The organism is Paenibacillus turpanensis, assembly GCF_011421635.1.
Taxonomy (GTDB): domain Bacteria; phylum Bacillota; class Bacilli; order Paenibacillales; family YIM-B00363; genus Paenibacillus_AK; species Paenibacillus_AK turpanensis.
Genome location: NZ_WTLI01000003.1, coordinates 1 through 14471, shown reverse-complemented (window position 1 = coordinate 14471; position 14471 = coordinate 1). Strand labels below are relative to the sequence as shown.

The following is a 14471-nucleotide window of genomic DNA, read 5'->3' as shown; positions in this document are numbered from 1 at the left end:
ATTTCGGTCATACTAAAGGACATTCCAATTTACACCACTCTGTATAGACGAAAGGAGCACATTTCATGGGAAAAGAGCCAACCAAGCGGCTGTTCGCAGCGGTGCCGCTTCCGGATTCCATCAAAGATACGCTGCAGCATTATACCGCTCAGCTTCGCAAGCAGCTTTCATTTCATAAGTGGGTGCATCGCGAGGATTTTCATATTACACTCAAATTTCTCGGCGATGTGCGTCAAGAGCAGCTCGAAGGCATAGGTCCCGCTTTTCAAAAGGCTGCTCAGGAGTTGACGTCGTTTTCTTTGCAGCTGAATGGACTCGGCAGCTTCGGTCCGCCCAAGTCGCCCTCCATTCTATGGGTTGGCGTAAAGGGAGAGCTGGAGGTGCTGCAGCGGCTGCACCAAGCCGTGGAACGGGCGGTGCAGCCTTACGGCTTCGCCCCCGAAGACAAAACATTCCGCCCGCACATTACGATCGCTCGCAAATGGAACGGCGGTCCCGGCACCCGGTTCGAGCTTCCTTCGGCGGATCCTGCTTGGGAATCCGCAGCAACCGGCTGGCAGTCCGACTCCTTCCTGCTTTATGAAAGCAGGCTGCAGCAGCTTCCGATGTATCACGCGCTGCAGAGTTATCCCCTCCCGTCACAGCCGTCGGGCCAACAAAAAGAGCCGGTTTCCTCTTCATAAGGAAATCGGCTCGTACTGCTGCGCCAGCAGTAAATACTGCGACGACTTTTTATATGCTTTTTTCTCAAAGTAGTATGTCCCGAGCTCCGCCGCCAGCGTCTTCACATGATGAAACAGCTTCAGCTCGATACAGCGGTCGATGAGCTTCTGCAGCTCCTTTTCATACCGCTGGTAGTCCGCTTTAATCTTATGAAGCTTGATCGCGAGTCGATACAGCTCCACATCGAAAACGACCTCTTTATTTTTATGTAAAATCGCGTAGGCTGACTGCAGCACTTCGTCCACGGCCACCCAATTTTTTTGCTCAATATACAGCTCAATGAGCCGCTTATAGCTGTTCATGATTTTCATATCATGCGGATAATGTTTTAGTACGCGGAGCGCCTGTAGAAAGCATTCCTCGGCCTCTGCAAACTTCCCTGTCAGCTGATAGACTCTTCCGTAATTATAATGCATGCCTGAAACCACATCCGGGTCATCGCCGCCTGCATACTGCTCCGCCTCAGCCAAACACTGCATCGCCTCAGCTTCCCGGTTCACAAGCAAAAATTGAATGGCTCTAGCGGTAAGCAGCTGAATGAGTCTCTTCTTATCGCCAGAAGCCTTCAGATGCTCGCAGGCTCTGCCGGAGTAATGCAAACTAACCGTTTTATCCTCATTAATCCTCTGGTTGAGGAGACTTAAATTATAGCAAAGCCGTGCCTTTTCCCGCTCTCCCACCGCTTCCGACAGCAGCTCACAGCGGAAGAAAAACTGATTTGCGCGGTTGAAATCCGTCAGCTCCCAGAACAGCACCCCTGCGGACAAATAGTAGTAATAAAAAAGCTCCTTCTCCGCTGACGGATCGTCAAGCCGCAAAAGCTGTATCGATTTTTCGTAATATTGCTTGGCTTCCTTCAAATGCGTCCGTAAATTATGGTAGCGGATCAGCATGGAATAAATCATTAAATAGATCCGATTTGGCAGCATTTCCTCGGCGTAAATATGAAGCAGCAGCCCTGTCTCTTCGGTAAAAATATCCTCGGCCCAGTATTGCTTAAACCTGATGTAAAGCTGTTCCCCCATTTCCTCATGGTAAGACTCTGTTAAAAGCTCCGGCGAAGCCCCAAGCCTTTCCGCAATTTTTTGTATAAATGGAGCGGAGGGCTTTGCCGCATTCGTCTCTACCTGACTTAAATATGCGATAGAGGAGATTCCTTGACAAAGCTCCGATTGGGTCATCCTCTTAAATAGTCGCGCCTGCCGGATTCGGCTGCCTATATGCATCTTGTTGTCCCCGCTATGTTAAAATTTGCAAGCTTTCAAGGGGTTTTATATTCGGCATTGTTCCCAGCATTTCCTGCTTTACCCTGCGTGAGATCGTTCCTACTTCCTGCTATACTTGCTATAATGGAAACCGGACAAAAACAAGCATAGGAAGGAAACCAGCGTATGGCTTTCGGTATTTCCAAAGAAGAGCTGGGAGCTTGGAAAGAGGCGGTGTCACGCGGAGAAATCGCATTTTTGACGCATTATTGGATAGACCCGCGCTTTCCAGGCATGAAAACCGTGACGAAGGTAGGCTGCTCGGATCTCCCAAAGCTTAAAGCTTGGTGCAGATCGCACGGATTGGATCCAATCTATATCCACCACCGGCCGCCTTACCCTCATTTCGATTTACTTGGAAAAAAACAAAAACAAATATTGCAGCAAGAGAAGCTCTGGAGTCATATACGCCGGTTCAAATTGTAAGCTCCCAGAAGAGCTGAAGCACCCGAATATCAACGTTTAGATAAAAAGAGAGGAGATGTAGGAATGGCGCAAAATCGCAAGCTTACGACGGATCAGGATTTCTCGGAAGCCATGGAGAAGGAGCGCGGAATCCGCGTTTTTAAAGATGATTTGATCGTCGATTCCGGGGGCACGATTATCCGGTTTGACGAGGAGACGGTAGTTATCCAATCCGGCGTAAGCGATGTAACCTACCACAGTAGAACGAGCTGTGAATTTTTCGAAATGCGGAAGAAATAAAGGCAATAACCCTGTTACCGTTAGATTATTGCTTCCTTAATAATACATATTTGAGGGGGACTTAGATGATTTTTGAAATGACTACTCAGGTTAGAGTTGCCAATATTGAAGAAGGGCAAAAGTGGTATGAAATATTACTTAATAAAAAGCCTGATTTTACCCCACACGAGGGATTTGCAGAGTGGGAACTCATTCCTGGTTGTTGGTTGCAGGTCGCAGAAGGAACTCTTACCGAGGGTAACGGACCTTTACGTTTAGGAGTTACTAACATTGAAGCTGAAAGAGACAGACTGATAGAAGATTTAAAGATTGGTAGTTTTGAAATACATTCAAGACCTGAAGTACCAGTGAAATGGGGAACTTTCACAGACCCTTGGGGAAATCAACTTGGATTTTTCGAATACTTAAATAAGGGCGAAGAGCAAGAACGTATTAAAACGATCATTGGAACAATAGAAGTTTAAAAAGTCTAGTTAGTAAGGGAACTCCGTGGGAAGTCCCCTTTCATCTATATTAAAAACAACAAAGTTTTCGAAAACAGCGTCAGTTTAAGCGTCAAAAAGCCTATTGAGCGTTAACTCAACAGGCCTTTTTACGCGGGCAGTATATCTTAATACTTCGTGTTGCCGGACTGATAAGTATTGGAGGAACTGAAGCCTTTGAACAGCGTCGGTACGTTCGAATATCTTGTGTTCGTGATACGTCCTGTGCTCGTGCTGCTGTCCGTTCTCAGGATGGAGTCCTTTACATTAGTAATATGGCTTCTGTCTACGATCATTTCAACTTTGTAGCTGCTGCCACCGTTTTGACGGACAAGCTTGCCGATATCGTCCGCTCTAAAGTTTGTGATTGTAATTTTGCCGGCTGCGTTCATTTGGAATACCTTGTCATATGCCTTATATGCGGAGCCGCCGATAATATTCACATTTCCGGCAGACTTCAGCGTCAACGCGTCCTCGCCAACATCCTGCCAGTGAACGTTTTGAACCGTGCAGTCACCGTAACAATGTACGCCGTCGGCTGCAGGTGCACCCAGTACTACGTTTTTCAAGGTAGCTCCCTTTTCAAGTCTAAACACCGGCTTCTGTCCTTCGGCCTGGCTTCCGTCGCCAAGAGTGCTGCTGTTGGCAACATAAGTCTTACCGCCTCCATCAAAGGTTTGTCCAGCTTTAACGATAATGGTTTCATTCACAGTCGTTGCCGCTTGGGCAGCCGGAACCGCCGCAAAGAGAGAGGCCACCAAGCTTAGAGAGAGAAGAGTACCCGTTACTTTTTTCATAATTCATTCCTCCATTTGTTCCGGAAACGATTTCCGGTTAATTTGTTTGACTAGCGTTTTTGCTTGCATTCAACTTTAATTGAAAGATTTAAAGCTGGTTCGATACAAGCTGCGTATTTCACCTCCCTAGCTTGTACACGCTTTCATGCTACATAAAAGTTGGAATTACAAAAATAATCATTTTTTGAGGAATTACTAAAATTACAACTTATGATTATTCAAAATTGAAAATGATTATTAATATGGTTAAATGTCTAAATTTGTGCAAAAAAGTAGAAGAACTTTCTCCCGCCATACATAATCACCTCCGTTTCGGTTTACATTACCATGTAAAATGGAGGAAATCATGGAATTCGAACACATCAATCGACTGGATATCTCGTATAACGAGGATATACAAATTAAGGTCACCTCTACGGAAGAAATGACGAAGCATGAGCTGCAAATGAAAGCACTCGAGGCGATGCTTACCGATATGAGCATGGATTTGACAAAGCCGGGTGCCGACCCGCTCCCTGTTATCCGCAGCATCTTCGACTCCCTGCTTGAACGGGGACGCAATTCGGATGAAGGAGACAAACGTTTCCCGGAACAGGAGACCCTTATTGAGGCCTTCAAACGCCATTACATGAATTTCCGCAAGACAAGCGATGTGGATGACAGCTTTTCCACCGCTTACGAAACGGTTGTTTTGTCCGTTATAGATCGGATTGAGGAACACGCGGACCAGCATGACCTGGAGGCCGTCCATCAAGACCTGCGGGAATATCGTGAAATTCGATTTATTATTCAAGACAGCAACGATTCGGTCAAAGAACGCTTTGAGCGGGAATATCAGCAGACCCATACATCCAAAGGCGAAACCTCTGGCACGCATCATTAGCCTCACATAAAAGCAAAAGGCAGACCGCACCGAACGGCCTCCGAATGAATAGACAACTAACATCGGAGGCATGGCTTCATGCGATCTGCCTTTTTGTATTTCCTTACATTTGGATCAAGCTGATGATGTTCCCGGTATTATCCCATATATCAAACCGTTTCGGTTCGTCGTCGCGCCAATCGGATACTTTTACTCCCTTATCGAGAAGCGCTTGCCGAACGGCTTCGGCATTTCTCGCGGCAAAGTTTATTGGCGTGTACTGTTGAGGCGGCTGCCAATCCGGTACCTGAACCAGATGAAATCCGCAATTCGGCCCCACCCCTAAACCGGCCATCCGGCTGTTATTCCAGCGCAGCGGAAACCCGAACACCTCTTGGTACCAGTAAAGCGAAGCCTCCAGATCGTTCACGGGCAAAAACACAGCGTCGATCCGTTCAACCAGCTTGTCCACCGCCGGCGTTTGTATTGGTGCCAGAAGCTCTACCTGCTCCACTTCCGCATCTTCTTGGATGTAGAAAATTTCTACGCTGCAGCTTTTCGCCGCCTTCTGCAGCCGTTCCTTCTTGATCCATTCTTCCAGCACGCGGTAGCCTTCCTCAATCGTGCGGTTCGTGCAGGTAACGGAGGCGTATGTTTTTGCAGGAAGCTCAATCACTTCCATGCCTTCGGGAATACGATCCACTTGTTGTACTTCACAGCAAGCCCAGTAGGTGACAAAGCTTTCATTCGCAAAAAACGGGCTAATTAATGCTGCCTCCTCTACTCTGCCTTCAATTTCATGGCATCGCTTCCAAAATTGCTGCTGAAGCTCCATCGCTTTATGAGGAAAAGAATCCGGGAATGTACCGGAAAAACTCACCCCCACCAGCTTCATCGCATCTTTTTGAACCAGTCTGCACTCAAGCATTGACATCTGATTACCCTCCTTCATTAGTACGAACCCTTTCCCGTCATAAAAATTGAAGCCTTTCATAATGAACGACGCGTAAAAAAAGCCGCCATCCCTCGTTCCAAACTGCACGGTGAAGGTCTAGGCGGCTAAATCAGATCAAATGTTCGCATGGAATTGCAATTCGACGCTGAATCGCAAATCCCTTCCTGATTTTGGATGGAAACAAAAATTCCCGATCAATCTCGTGAACCATTTAAAAAACGATCCGTATGCTCCCGGCAAGCTTCCAAATCGCACTGCTCGTAAAACCGCTCCATCACCCTCATCGGATCGCCGAAAAAGAACTGCTCATATACGCTTTGCCGCGCCCCAAACGAGCTGGCACAAAGCTCCCGGGCCGCATGAAAGACGTGCGATTTACGTTCTCCATCGCTGCGACCGTCGGGAGCGCCAAGCACTCCTCTCAGCCATTCGCCGTGCTCCGACTGCAGGTCCGCCGCCGAGGCATTGGAGAACAAATGACTCGCCCCCAGCTGCTGCATCGACTGAAGCAGCTTCGGATAGACGCGCGAATACGTGCGCAGCCCTGTATACAGCGGCACCGCTGACGGCGTCCAGACTCCCCAGCGATTCGGACGAGCGGCAGCCTCAGATGACAGAAGCATCCCTTCCAAAATAACCGCAGTCTCGTACCCCTCGAGAAGCCATTCCTTCACGGTTGGGGCTGCTGCGATTTCCAGCAGCTCCGCCATCGTAGCCATTAGCCCCGCTATAAATTCCAGCTTGACTTTCATCCGGCAGAGCACTTGATGCATCGCCTGCGGATAGAAACCGGATTCCTCATAGATGCGGTTCGCAAGCGCAACGTCCCCGTACAAAAAAACTCGTTCCCAAGGAATCAGGACATGATCAAAACGAACGATCATATCGATTTCATCAAATCTTGACCCAAGTGGGGAGTCAAAACGTGAGCCCTCATGATAGGGTGTTCGGCCGAGAAAGGTGATCCCTTTCGTATTGCTCGGAATCGCAAAGGCAAACGACAGCGGATGGCGATCCTCCGCAAAAATTTCCGGGATATACGACGGAAATACAAGCAGCTCATCCGTAACTCCGCCTTGAGTAGCCATGAGGCGGGCCCCATCGACAATCATTCCTTCGGCATTGGTCCGGATCACCGAAAGCGAAGGAAGTTCATCCGTTCCTTCGCTCGTCACATGATGCCGGTCAACCGGCGGCCGGATAAACGTATGCGCCGTTGATAAGTCCTGCTCGCGGCAATACTCGTAGAACCGGCGAAGCCGTTCCCCATACACCCGATTCTTGGCGCCAAACAGCTCGGCCGCCGAGGCAAACGCCATGATCGCGGTGTTCATGTAATCGGGCGAGCGCCCCATCAATCCCGACGTATGCTTCGCCCACTCGCTCATCATCACGCGGCGCCGCTGTAAATCCTCGCGGCAGACGGGCGTCAGAAAGGACAGCCCGACACGCTCCCCCGTCAGCGGAGAAGAATACGTCATTTGCTCCAGACGATCGGGCTCCGCCTGAAGATCATACAGCTCGGCCTTGCTTTGAATAATGCCGGAAAAATAAGGATGCTGTGAAAGAGGCCCTTCAACTCTCTTCCCGTCCACCCAAATCACATTTTTCATTGCATTCAGCTTCTCGATAAACTGCGTTCCCGTTCGTATTGGCACAAAGGATTCTCCTTCCGAACCATGATATATCAGCATATGCAAACATTGATATACCGGGTACAGAAGAAGCACTCCCCACGCAAAACTAGACGCTAATCTGCTTTGGCAGACAAGCTTCTAACGATTACGTAAACTAATTTCCAAAAATGAACAAACCGGATATAATAACCTTGCCACGACTGCTCGGACAAACCGAAATTTCCGTTATACCGCTAAAATTTTGTAAGAGGTGAACGTTGATGCTGCAGCAGGACCAATTGTTTTCGATAGGACAAGCTTCGAGGCTCTGTGACATTCCTATTCAAACCTTGCGCTATTACGATAGAATCGGGCTTGTTGTTCCAGCGGAAACGGCCCCCGATTCTGGCTACCGGTATTATTCCAATTTGAATATATTGCACATTAAGATTGTGCAGGATTTAAGGAGCCTGGACTTTTCCTTGGAGGAGATCAAGCAGGTACTGGATCGCGGCAGCATCGACGCTGTTAAAGCAGCGTTTGAAGCTAGATACGAGGAAACCTGCCGAAATATTCAGCAGCTGCAGCAGATCGCCTCTTCCATTAAACAGCGAACGGTCCAGCTCGATTCACTGCACACGCTGGGCGGGGAAATCCGGGAGATCGATGTGCTGGTTGAGCGAAAATGTCTCCCTGACCGGATCGTCGCCTTTGACCGCCAGCGAGCAGCCTGCGGTCTGGAAGCCTCGGCAGTGCGGTTTACCAAGCTGTTCCAGCAAATTGCAGAATCCGGCTTACATCCGGACGGTCATATGATGACGATCTATCACGAAAATATAATGACCTTTGACCGAAGCGACTCCGATCTTGAGCTTTGCGTTCCGGTCAGCGCTTCGGCCGGAACTCACGCCTTTATTCGCACGATTCCAGGTGGGGACTATGTTACGGCCGCCTATTGCGGTATCCCGAACGAGGAATCGTGCAAACGTATTTACCGGCAGGCGCTTCAATGGATGGATCGAAATGGCCTGCGGGAGAACGGCCCCTCCATAGAGCAGTATTTAGTCGATATGACGCAAATCATGAATCCGGAAAGCTATATTGTCGAGCTGCAAATTCCGGCTGTTAGCAAGTAATGTCTTGCGAAGATGCTGAGCTGTCGGCAATGTTATTCGCCTTCGGCCTCTTTTCGCCAGATCAGTCCGCCATCTACGGCATCAATATAAGACAACTGATGCTCCCGTTCCCCGGAGCCTTGGATCAACGCCTTCACATCGTAGATTAAACGGTATACCGGCGGCTCAGCCTCACGATCGAGAAACCACCGCAGCCTCAGCTGTACATGCGGTGCAAAACGTTCAAAAGCTTCTTCCTGTGAAAGCGAAGGCTGAAGCTTGGCCGCTGCCATCTTCTCAAGCATTTCATAAGAAACGCCCATATACATCAGCACTTTTCCGGTATATGCATCGACACTTACCGTCACCCGATTGTTTTCAACCGGAAACCCATGGACGAATACGGGCAGATAGAAAAACTCCCTGGGATCTTCCCGGCTTTCCTCATCATCCTTTGCCTTTGCATCCTCCAGCTGTAAATAATCCAAATAATCCGGAAGAACGAACTGCAGAAAACGTTCTGCCGCTTCCCAGCACTGCTGACGGCTCAAGCGTTCGCCCTTGCTGCCCGTTTCCTGCTCGCTCGTACGGAAGAGACCTACTAATCTTTCCGTCGATTTTTCAAACGATACAATAATGGAGGAATCCAGCTTGCGAAGCTGATCTCCCCATTTACGCTTCATATACCCGTCTACCGATAGCGCATCCGGCTGCGGCACTTCATCAGCCTGCCCCGCAAGCTCATAATAAAGCTTGATCCGCTCTTCATCATCCGCCGTTTTAACCAATCGGTAATTATCACGGTCAATGCCCAGCTGCAGCTCCCAGTCTTCCGAAGTATAAAGCAGCGAAGCTTTATTCTGATCGTTCGATAATCCGTCGGACTGCGTTGCGGCTGGGGCTGGAATCGGACGGCTCGGAGGCATCACATAATGGTCCCTCCCGAATAAATCGTCCCCTGTAGCTGCATCAAGCATTTGAAAATCCGGAATGGGACCGTACACCAGTCTGAAGTCCGGCTCATCCTGCCCCACTTCGTAAATGGAAGAATACAAGGATGCAATCATCGGCTGCAGCGTAAGCCCTTCTAGGAACCGCTCTCTCAGCGTTTGGACATCTGCAACCTTCTCGGGCCACTCCGGCATTTTCGTTGCAGCATCCCTTCTGCGGTGCAAACGGAAACGAACGATACGCAAAGCCGCATCAAGCATTACCTCACAGCCTGAATCGGGCAGCGGCAGCCCCCCCACCTGCTTGCAGTACTCCACATCCCAGTACTTCCCTCTTTTCGTTACTTTTTTCCACGTTAGCTCAGCACAGCCTTCCACAAACTGTGTAACGAACACGTCTGCGGCGGCTTCAATGCTTTCCCTGCTAGTTTCCTGCCCCTCCAGATCGGATAGAGCTTCCTCAATAGCACTATTAGGAACTTCGATACTTAAAGATGTCAGCTTGCCAGTCTCCAGATCAAGGGTAATCTCAATTTTTCCTTGGTCCTTCTCCTCCGATTCCCAAATAAAACAACGCTCCTTCGGTTCTCCGACCGGGATGCTGTCCTCCATTTCCAAACGGTAATGCTCGGGGATGTTTACAATCGAGCTTGCAATTGCGCGCAATTGGTCAAAATCCATTTTGCAGCCCTCCTCCTAATCTTTCTGAAAAAACAAAATACCATATCCTACCTTTTCTACGCAAATTAGAAAAATCCTCTTTACGCAAAGAAACCCCGTTCGGCAAACCAACCCTGGTTCACTCGTAACGAGGCCTCTTACTTACACGCTTATGCATCCGCCCTTTTTCAGAACGGCGGCTGTCCATTTACTGCTCGGCTTCGTGCAGATGCTCCTTACAAAATGCCTCTACCTCCGCCAGCTCGTCATCCTCCAGCTCAAAATCGAGCAGCTTATCGGTTCCGCCTTCCAGCAGCTCATGCTTTACAATCCCATCCTGTCCGTCGCTCACTCTATAGATCACGCGAACGTGCACGCCGCTCGGCGTATACAGCTCATCATCCTCAGGCACATCGATTGAAAGTAAAAATTCATACCGTTCGCCGGAAATGATGCCGAATGGATCTTTAATTTTTTCAACGGAAAATTCGGTGATGTTGACCATGACTTCCATCCTTCCTTTATTTGCAGCCATACTCATTTTGCCTTATTTGGCGAAAAAAATAAACCGAACAAGAAAAACAGCCCATGCACCGCCATCTGGCGATACTGGGCTGTCGGCATCTTGTTTAAATATGTGCTGCGGCTCCTGTTGCTCCGGTGCCCGCGCCGTTTTTCCGGCGAGCCATCCATTTACGAAGCACTGGAAGAAGGTAATAATCTACACCAAGCTTACCGGCATTCGCACCAGCGAAGAAGATGATTACGCCGATCAGCACCATCCATGGGTTTGTGCTTACGGTACCGGCGAACAAGAACATGAAGTTCATCACCAGTCCGAAGAATGCGGCAGCGGTGGTCAGGCATCCAAGGATCAGGCCGAGCCCGACGAGGAATTCGCCCCATGGGATCATCACATTAATCAGCTTCACATTAGGAAGCGCAAAGTTTTCGATGAAAGCGGTAAATGTCGGATAAACCATGTCTCCAGTCGCTTTATCGGCAACCGGCTTCGCAATTGCATTTTTCAAGAAACCGCCGGCATCGAAGCCTCCAGTAATCTTGTGCCAGCCGGCTGTAAGCCAAGCATAACCAAGGTAGAACCGAACGAGAGTTAAAATAACAGCTGCATATTTATTTTCTGTAAGCCATTTCATCATGAATACCATCTCCTTAGTATATTTGTGATTATTTTCACATGATTATTGAAAAAAATTTCTTACCTTACTGCAAACACCAGGTCCGAGCAACAAGATCGTTTACGCTTCATGGGGTCTGCTCCTCTCTAGATAGTGTTTCTCTTGATGTCTTTACTATAGCAGACTCTATAGCGGATGGTTGTGAACTACGTCACAACATTTCTATTTCACTGGATATGTCCCTTTCCATCCATAGCCCGGATCATTCCAATAATAAACAATTTGCATCCAGTTGTTGACAAATGGTCGATTACGCATTAATGTATTACGTGTACTATATGAACTAATACACGCATGTTGATTATTACGCAGCTGCTCTACATTGAATTATACATATGAAAGGAGTGACGCCTCTTGCTGATCCACATCGATGAACGCAGTGCGACCCCCATTTGGGAGCAAATTGTACAGCAAATTAAAGAGTTGATCTTAAAAAAGGCACTGCAGCCCAACGATAAACTGCTTTCCGTCCGTGAGCTCGCCAGCATTTTACTGGTCAATCCGAACACCGTCAGCAAAGCCTATCAGGAGCTTGAGCGACAGAACATTATCGAAACACGCAGAGGCAAAGGCACTTTTGTCACGGAGACGCTCCCCCAAATAGGAAGTGAGCAGCGAACGGATGAAATGAAACAAGCTCTCAAGCGTCTTGTCATTGAAGCCTCCTACATGGGGATTGGCAGAGACACGCTTATGCAATGGATTGACGGCTATGTACGTGAATTAGGAGGCGAAGGACATGTTAACCGTCCGTAATGTAACAAAACAAATTGACGACAAAACAATCTTGGAACAGATTAGCTTTGATATTCAGCCTGGGACCATTACCGGTTTGGTCGGACGCAATGGAGTCGGCAAATCTACCCTGCTGAGGCTTATGGCAGGAATTATAGATCCTGATGAAGGGGAAATCCTCATTAATGGAGTGAACCTGACCCAACAGCCGCTGGCCAAAAAATCGATGTTTTACGTGCCCGATACGATCGTGATGTTTAATGGCTACAGCGTTAAGGAGCTGGTAGAATTCCACCGCAGGATATACGAAGATTTTGATCTTGGTCTATTTTACGACTGGCTTGATCGCTTCAACCTCCCGGCTAATCGCCCGGTGCGCAGCTTTTCGAAAGGGATGAAGGCGCTGCTCTTTATCATTTTAGCCCTGTCCACCGGTGCAAAGGTGATTTTGCTGGATGAGCCGACAAACGGCCTCGATATTATTATCAAAAAACAAATGATGCAGCTGCTGATTGAAGAGGTGTCGGAACGGCAAATTTCGCTTGTGATCTCTTCGCATCACTTGCTGGAGCTGGAGAAAATGGCCGATGTAATCGTCATGCTTCGCGACACACGAATCGATTCCGTGATCCGGGTTGAAGAACTGCGGCAAAAGTATAAAAAGCTGCAGCTCGCTTTTTCCGACGGTTCCAGTATCCTCAAGGGGATGGAGAACATTCAAGTGCTCACTGAAATCGGACGTGTCACCACACTGCTTATTAAAGATAACATCGCCCAGACGCTTCAAACGCTGGAAAGCACGAATCCGATCCTAATGGAGGAACTGCCTGTAACGATCGAGGACGTATTCATCGGTACCTTGGGAGGAGATGCACAATATGTTTCATAAAGGATTATGGTATTACCACGTCAAGCAATCGAAATACATTTTATTGGGATTTTGGCTTGTTGCCATCTTCTCCGGTTTCCTGCTCTATAATCATGCCGGAAATGTAGAGCAAAATATATTGTACTTCCAGAAGCATCACACCAACGACCCATACCATTATTATTTCAACACCGATTTTCAAATCGTCTCTCTCCTTCAGCTGCTGCTGTGCGCAGGGTTGGCGACTTATCTCATCGGATCCGCACGATCCAATCAGAGCTTAGACTACATGTACAGCCTGCCTGTGAAGAGAGAGAATCTGTTTCTATCCAAATTTTTTATCGGACTTGTACATATCGTGGGGTCCACTACTTTGTCCCTCATGATTCACCTAGTCATACTAGAAACGTCGGTATTGAAGGATTTTATACCTGTGCACATCTTTTGGGTGTATTACGTGCACCAGCTGCTAATCTTAATCGGAATTTACGCATTTTCGTTATGGCTTGGCCTTATTGCCGGCAATATGATTTCGCATTTGGCCTTGTGCGCGATTTTACCGTTTATACCCTATGGTCTTTACAGCTTATTAAATGAGCTCGTTTCCCTTCATGCATTTGCGTTTGGAAACATGGATCTTAGAGAATGGTGGTTTTTTCGGGATGCCACGGAAGCTTTCTTTTTGAATATATCGTTCCCGATTAAACTTATGGACATTCAGCAGTTGTTTCACCAGGAACAGTACATCAGACAAGATTTACCCAGTGATTTAATTCAGAACATTCGAAGCATTTATTATTCCTTGACTTCATTCGCAGTACCGGTAATCACGACGCTGGCCAGCTTGTGGGGGATTGTCCGGATGTCAAAAGGTTCGCTGAATGAATACAACGGTAACGTTCTGCTCTCCTCCAAGCTGCGTCCTTTTTTGACTGCAGGTGTAATGGTTTGTGCGTTCCTATTCGGCGGTATGATCATCGAAGGAATGCTGGGGAATCATTTTTACAGCTACGACGAATTTGGGAATGAGCTAATCAATGAAACAAAGAAATACCAAATGAACCTGATCATTTTCTATATTTCTGCGATAATATCGGCGATGCTTGGCTATTTCATACTTCGGATAACGATGAGACTAAAGCTCCACACTAGAAAAGGATAGGCTTACGCATATGAAAGAATCGGATAAACGGGCTGCGGTCTTACGTTACTACGAAGCTGATTGTTATCGCATCTGCTTTTACTTATTGCACTGTGAAACGCTCGCCGCTAAGGCCGCGGAGCGGGCGCTCCGGAAGTTAGCTTTAAGCGACTTGTTCTACATGGCTTCCACGGAGCAGGCTGCAAGCCTAATCAAGAAGGTTTCAGCATCCGAGGCCTTAGCCTTAAGAAAGCAAGTCCTGCTGGGAAAACAGAAGCCTGCAACGAAATCGGGATAACCGGAATGGCTGCCAAATAAATAATAGATGAAGGAACATCCGTTTGCCGTAAGAGCACAGTCCACCCGGGCAATGTCATTAAGTTAATCGCATTGTCTGA

The 14471-nt window shown here is 48.0% G+C and carries 17 protein-coding genes; 10 read left to right on the top strand and 7 right to left on the bottom strand.

The features are described 5' to 3' along the window. Positions 1–65: 65 nt before the first annotated feature. On the top strand, positions 66–683 hold the full coding sequence (gene thpR / locus GQS10_RS03235; protein ID WP_166238972.1) for an RNA 2',3'-cyclic phosphodiesterase: 618 nt from the start codon (positions 66–68) through the stop codon (positions 681–683). Here thpR and GQS10_RS03230 read toward each other — a convergent pair. Next, positions 678–1949 carry a helix-turn-helix domain-containing protein gene (locus GQS10_RS03230; protein ID WP_166238970.1) on the bottom strand — a complete coding sequence of 424 codons (1272 nt, stop codon included), beginning with the start codon at positions 1947–1949 and terminating at the stop codon, positions 678–680. The genes thpR and GQS10_RS03230 overlap by 6 nt on opposite strands. A gap of 165 nt (positions 1950–2114) precedes the next feature. Here GQS10_RS03230 and GQS10_RS03225 point away from each other — a divergent pair, with 165 nt between their 5' ends. The 3 genes from GQS10_RS03225 to GQS10_RS03215 all read left to right on the top strand — a co-directional run bounded on the left by GQS10_RS03225 (position 2115) and on the right by GQS10_RS03215 (position 3157). Then, positions 2115–2414 (top strand): hypothetical protein, encoded by a 300-nt coding sequence (locus tag GQS10_RS03225; RefSeq protein ID WP_166238968.1) that lies wholly within the window; start codon positions 2115–2117, stop codon positions 2412–2414. 63 nt (positions 2415–2477) lie between these two features. Further along, entirely contained in the window at positions 2478–2693 is a 216-nt protein-coding gene (locus GQS10_RS03220) for a hypothetical protein (RefSeq protein WP_166238966.1), read from the top strand. 65 nt (positions 2694–2758) lie between these two features. Further along, entirely contained in the window at positions 2759–3157 is a 399-nt protein-coding gene (locus GQS10_RS03215; protein WP_166238964.1) for a VOC family protein, read from the top strand. A gap of 146 nt (positions 3158–3303) precedes the next feature. Here the strand turns inward: GQS10_RS03215 and GQS10_RS03210 are convergent, their stop codons facing one another. Then, positions 3304–3972: a pectate lyase gene (locus GQS10_RS03210; RefSeq protein ID WP_166238962.1), complete on the bottom strand. Its 669-nt coding sequence runs from the start codon at positions 3970–3972 to the stop codon at positions 3304–3306. A gap of 346 nt (positions 3973–4318) precedes the next feature. Here GQS10_RS03210 and GQS10_RS03205 point away from each other — a divergent pair, with 346 nt between their 5' ends. After that, positions 4319–4855 (top strand): hypothetical protein, encoded by a 537-nt coding sequence (locus tag GQS10_RS03205; RefSeq protein ID WP_166238960.1) that lies wholly within the window; start codon positions 4319–4321, stop codon positions 4853–4855. 103 nt (positions 4856–4958) lie between these two features. Here the strand turns inward: GQS10_RS03205 and GQS10_RS03200 are convergent, their stop codons facing one another. Together GQS10_RS03200 and GQS10_RS03195 are read right to left on the bottom strand one after the other, a co-directional pair. Continuing rightward, positions 4959–5768, bottom strand: a complete 810-nt coding sequence (locus GQS10_RS03200) for an effector binding domain-containing protein (RefSeq protein WP_166238958.1) — start codon at positions 5766–5768, stop codon at positions 4959–4961. A 215-nt stretch (positions 5769–5983) separates the two neighbouring features. Then, a complete protein-coding gene (locus GQS10_RS03195) occupies positions 5984–7447 on the bottom strand; it encodes a 4-hydroxyphenylacetate 3-hydroxylase N-terminal domain-containing protein (protein WP_166238956.1) in 1464 nt (487 codons plus the stop codon). A 239-nt stretch (positions 7448–7686) separates the two neighbouring features. Here GQS10_RS03195 and GQS10_RS03190 point away from each other — a divergent pair, with 239 nt between their 5' ends. Continuing rightward, on the top strand, positions 7687–8541 hold the full coding sequence (locus tag GQS10_RS03190) for a MerR family transcriptional regulator (RefSeq protein ID WP_166238954.1): 855 nt from the start codon (positions 7687–7689) through the stop codon (positions 8539–8541). Between the two features lie 32 nt (positions 8542–8573). Here GQS10_RS03190 and GQS10_RS03185 read toward each other — a convergent pair whose 3' ends face one another. The 3 genes from GQS10_RS03185 to GQS10_RS03175 all read right to left on the bottom strand — a co-directional run bounded on the left by GQS10_RS03185 (position 8574) and on the right by GQS10_RS03175 (position 11290). Next, positions 8574–10151: a YcdB/YcdC domain-containing protein gene (locus GQS10_RS03185; RefSeq protein ID WP_166238952.1), complete on the bottom strand. Its 1578-nt coding sequence runs from the start codon at positions 10149–10151 to the stop codon at positions 8574–8576. Between the two features lie 187 nt (positions 10152–10338). Next, a complete protein-coding gene (locus tag GQS10_RS03180) occupies positions 10339–10635 on the bottom strand; it encodes a DUF6509 family protein (protein WP_166239508.1) in 297 nt (98 codons plus the stop codon). A 124-nt stretch (positions 10636–10759) separates the two neighbouring features. Continuing rightward, the gene (locus GQS10_RS03175) at positions 10760–11290 is read right to left on the bottom strand and encodes a DoxX family membrane protein (protein ID WP_207952111.1); all 531 of its coding nucleotides are present in this window, start codon (positions 11288–11290) and stop codon (positions 10760–10762) included. A 393-nt stretch (positions 11291–11683) separates the two neighbouring features. Here GQS10_RS03175 and GQS10_RS03170 point away from each other — a divergent pair, with 393 nt between their 5' ends. Genes GQS10_RS03170 through GQS10_RS03155 form a run of 4 tightly spaced genes read left to right on the top strand, consistent with a single transcriptional unit; the run spans position 11684 to position 14371 of the window. Next, positions 11684–12085 carry a GntR family transcriptional regulator gene (locus GQS10_RS03170; protein ID WP_166238950.1) on the top strand — a complete coding sequence of 134 codons (402 nt, stop codon included), beginning with the start codon at positions 11684–11686 and terminating at the stop codon, positions 12083–12085. Continuing rightward, on the top strand, positions 12069–12953 hold the full coding sequence (locus tag GQS10_RS03165; protein WP_166238948.1) for an ABC transporter ATP-binding protein: 885 nt from the start codon (positions 12069–12071) through the stop codon (positions 12951–12953). Before GQS10_RS03170 ends, GQS10_RS03165 begins: the two co-directional genes overlap by 17 nt. Next, positions 12943–14094, top strand: a complete 1152-nt coding sequence (locus tag GQS10_RS03160) for an ABC transporter permease (RefSeq protein WP_166238946.1) — start codon at positions 12943–12945, stop codon at positions 14092–14094. The genes GQS10_RS03165 and GQS10_RS03160 overlap by 11 nt, the downstream gene beginning before the upstream one ends. Positions 14095–14104: 10 nt before the next feature. Continuing rightward, the gene (locus tag GQS10_RS03155; RefSeq protein ID WP_166238944.1) at positions 14105–14371 is read left to right on the top strand and encodes a hypothetical protein; all 267 of its coding nucleotides are present in this window, start codon (positions 14105–14107) and stop codon (positions 14369–14371) included. Positions 14372–14471 lie beyond the last annotated feature (100 nt).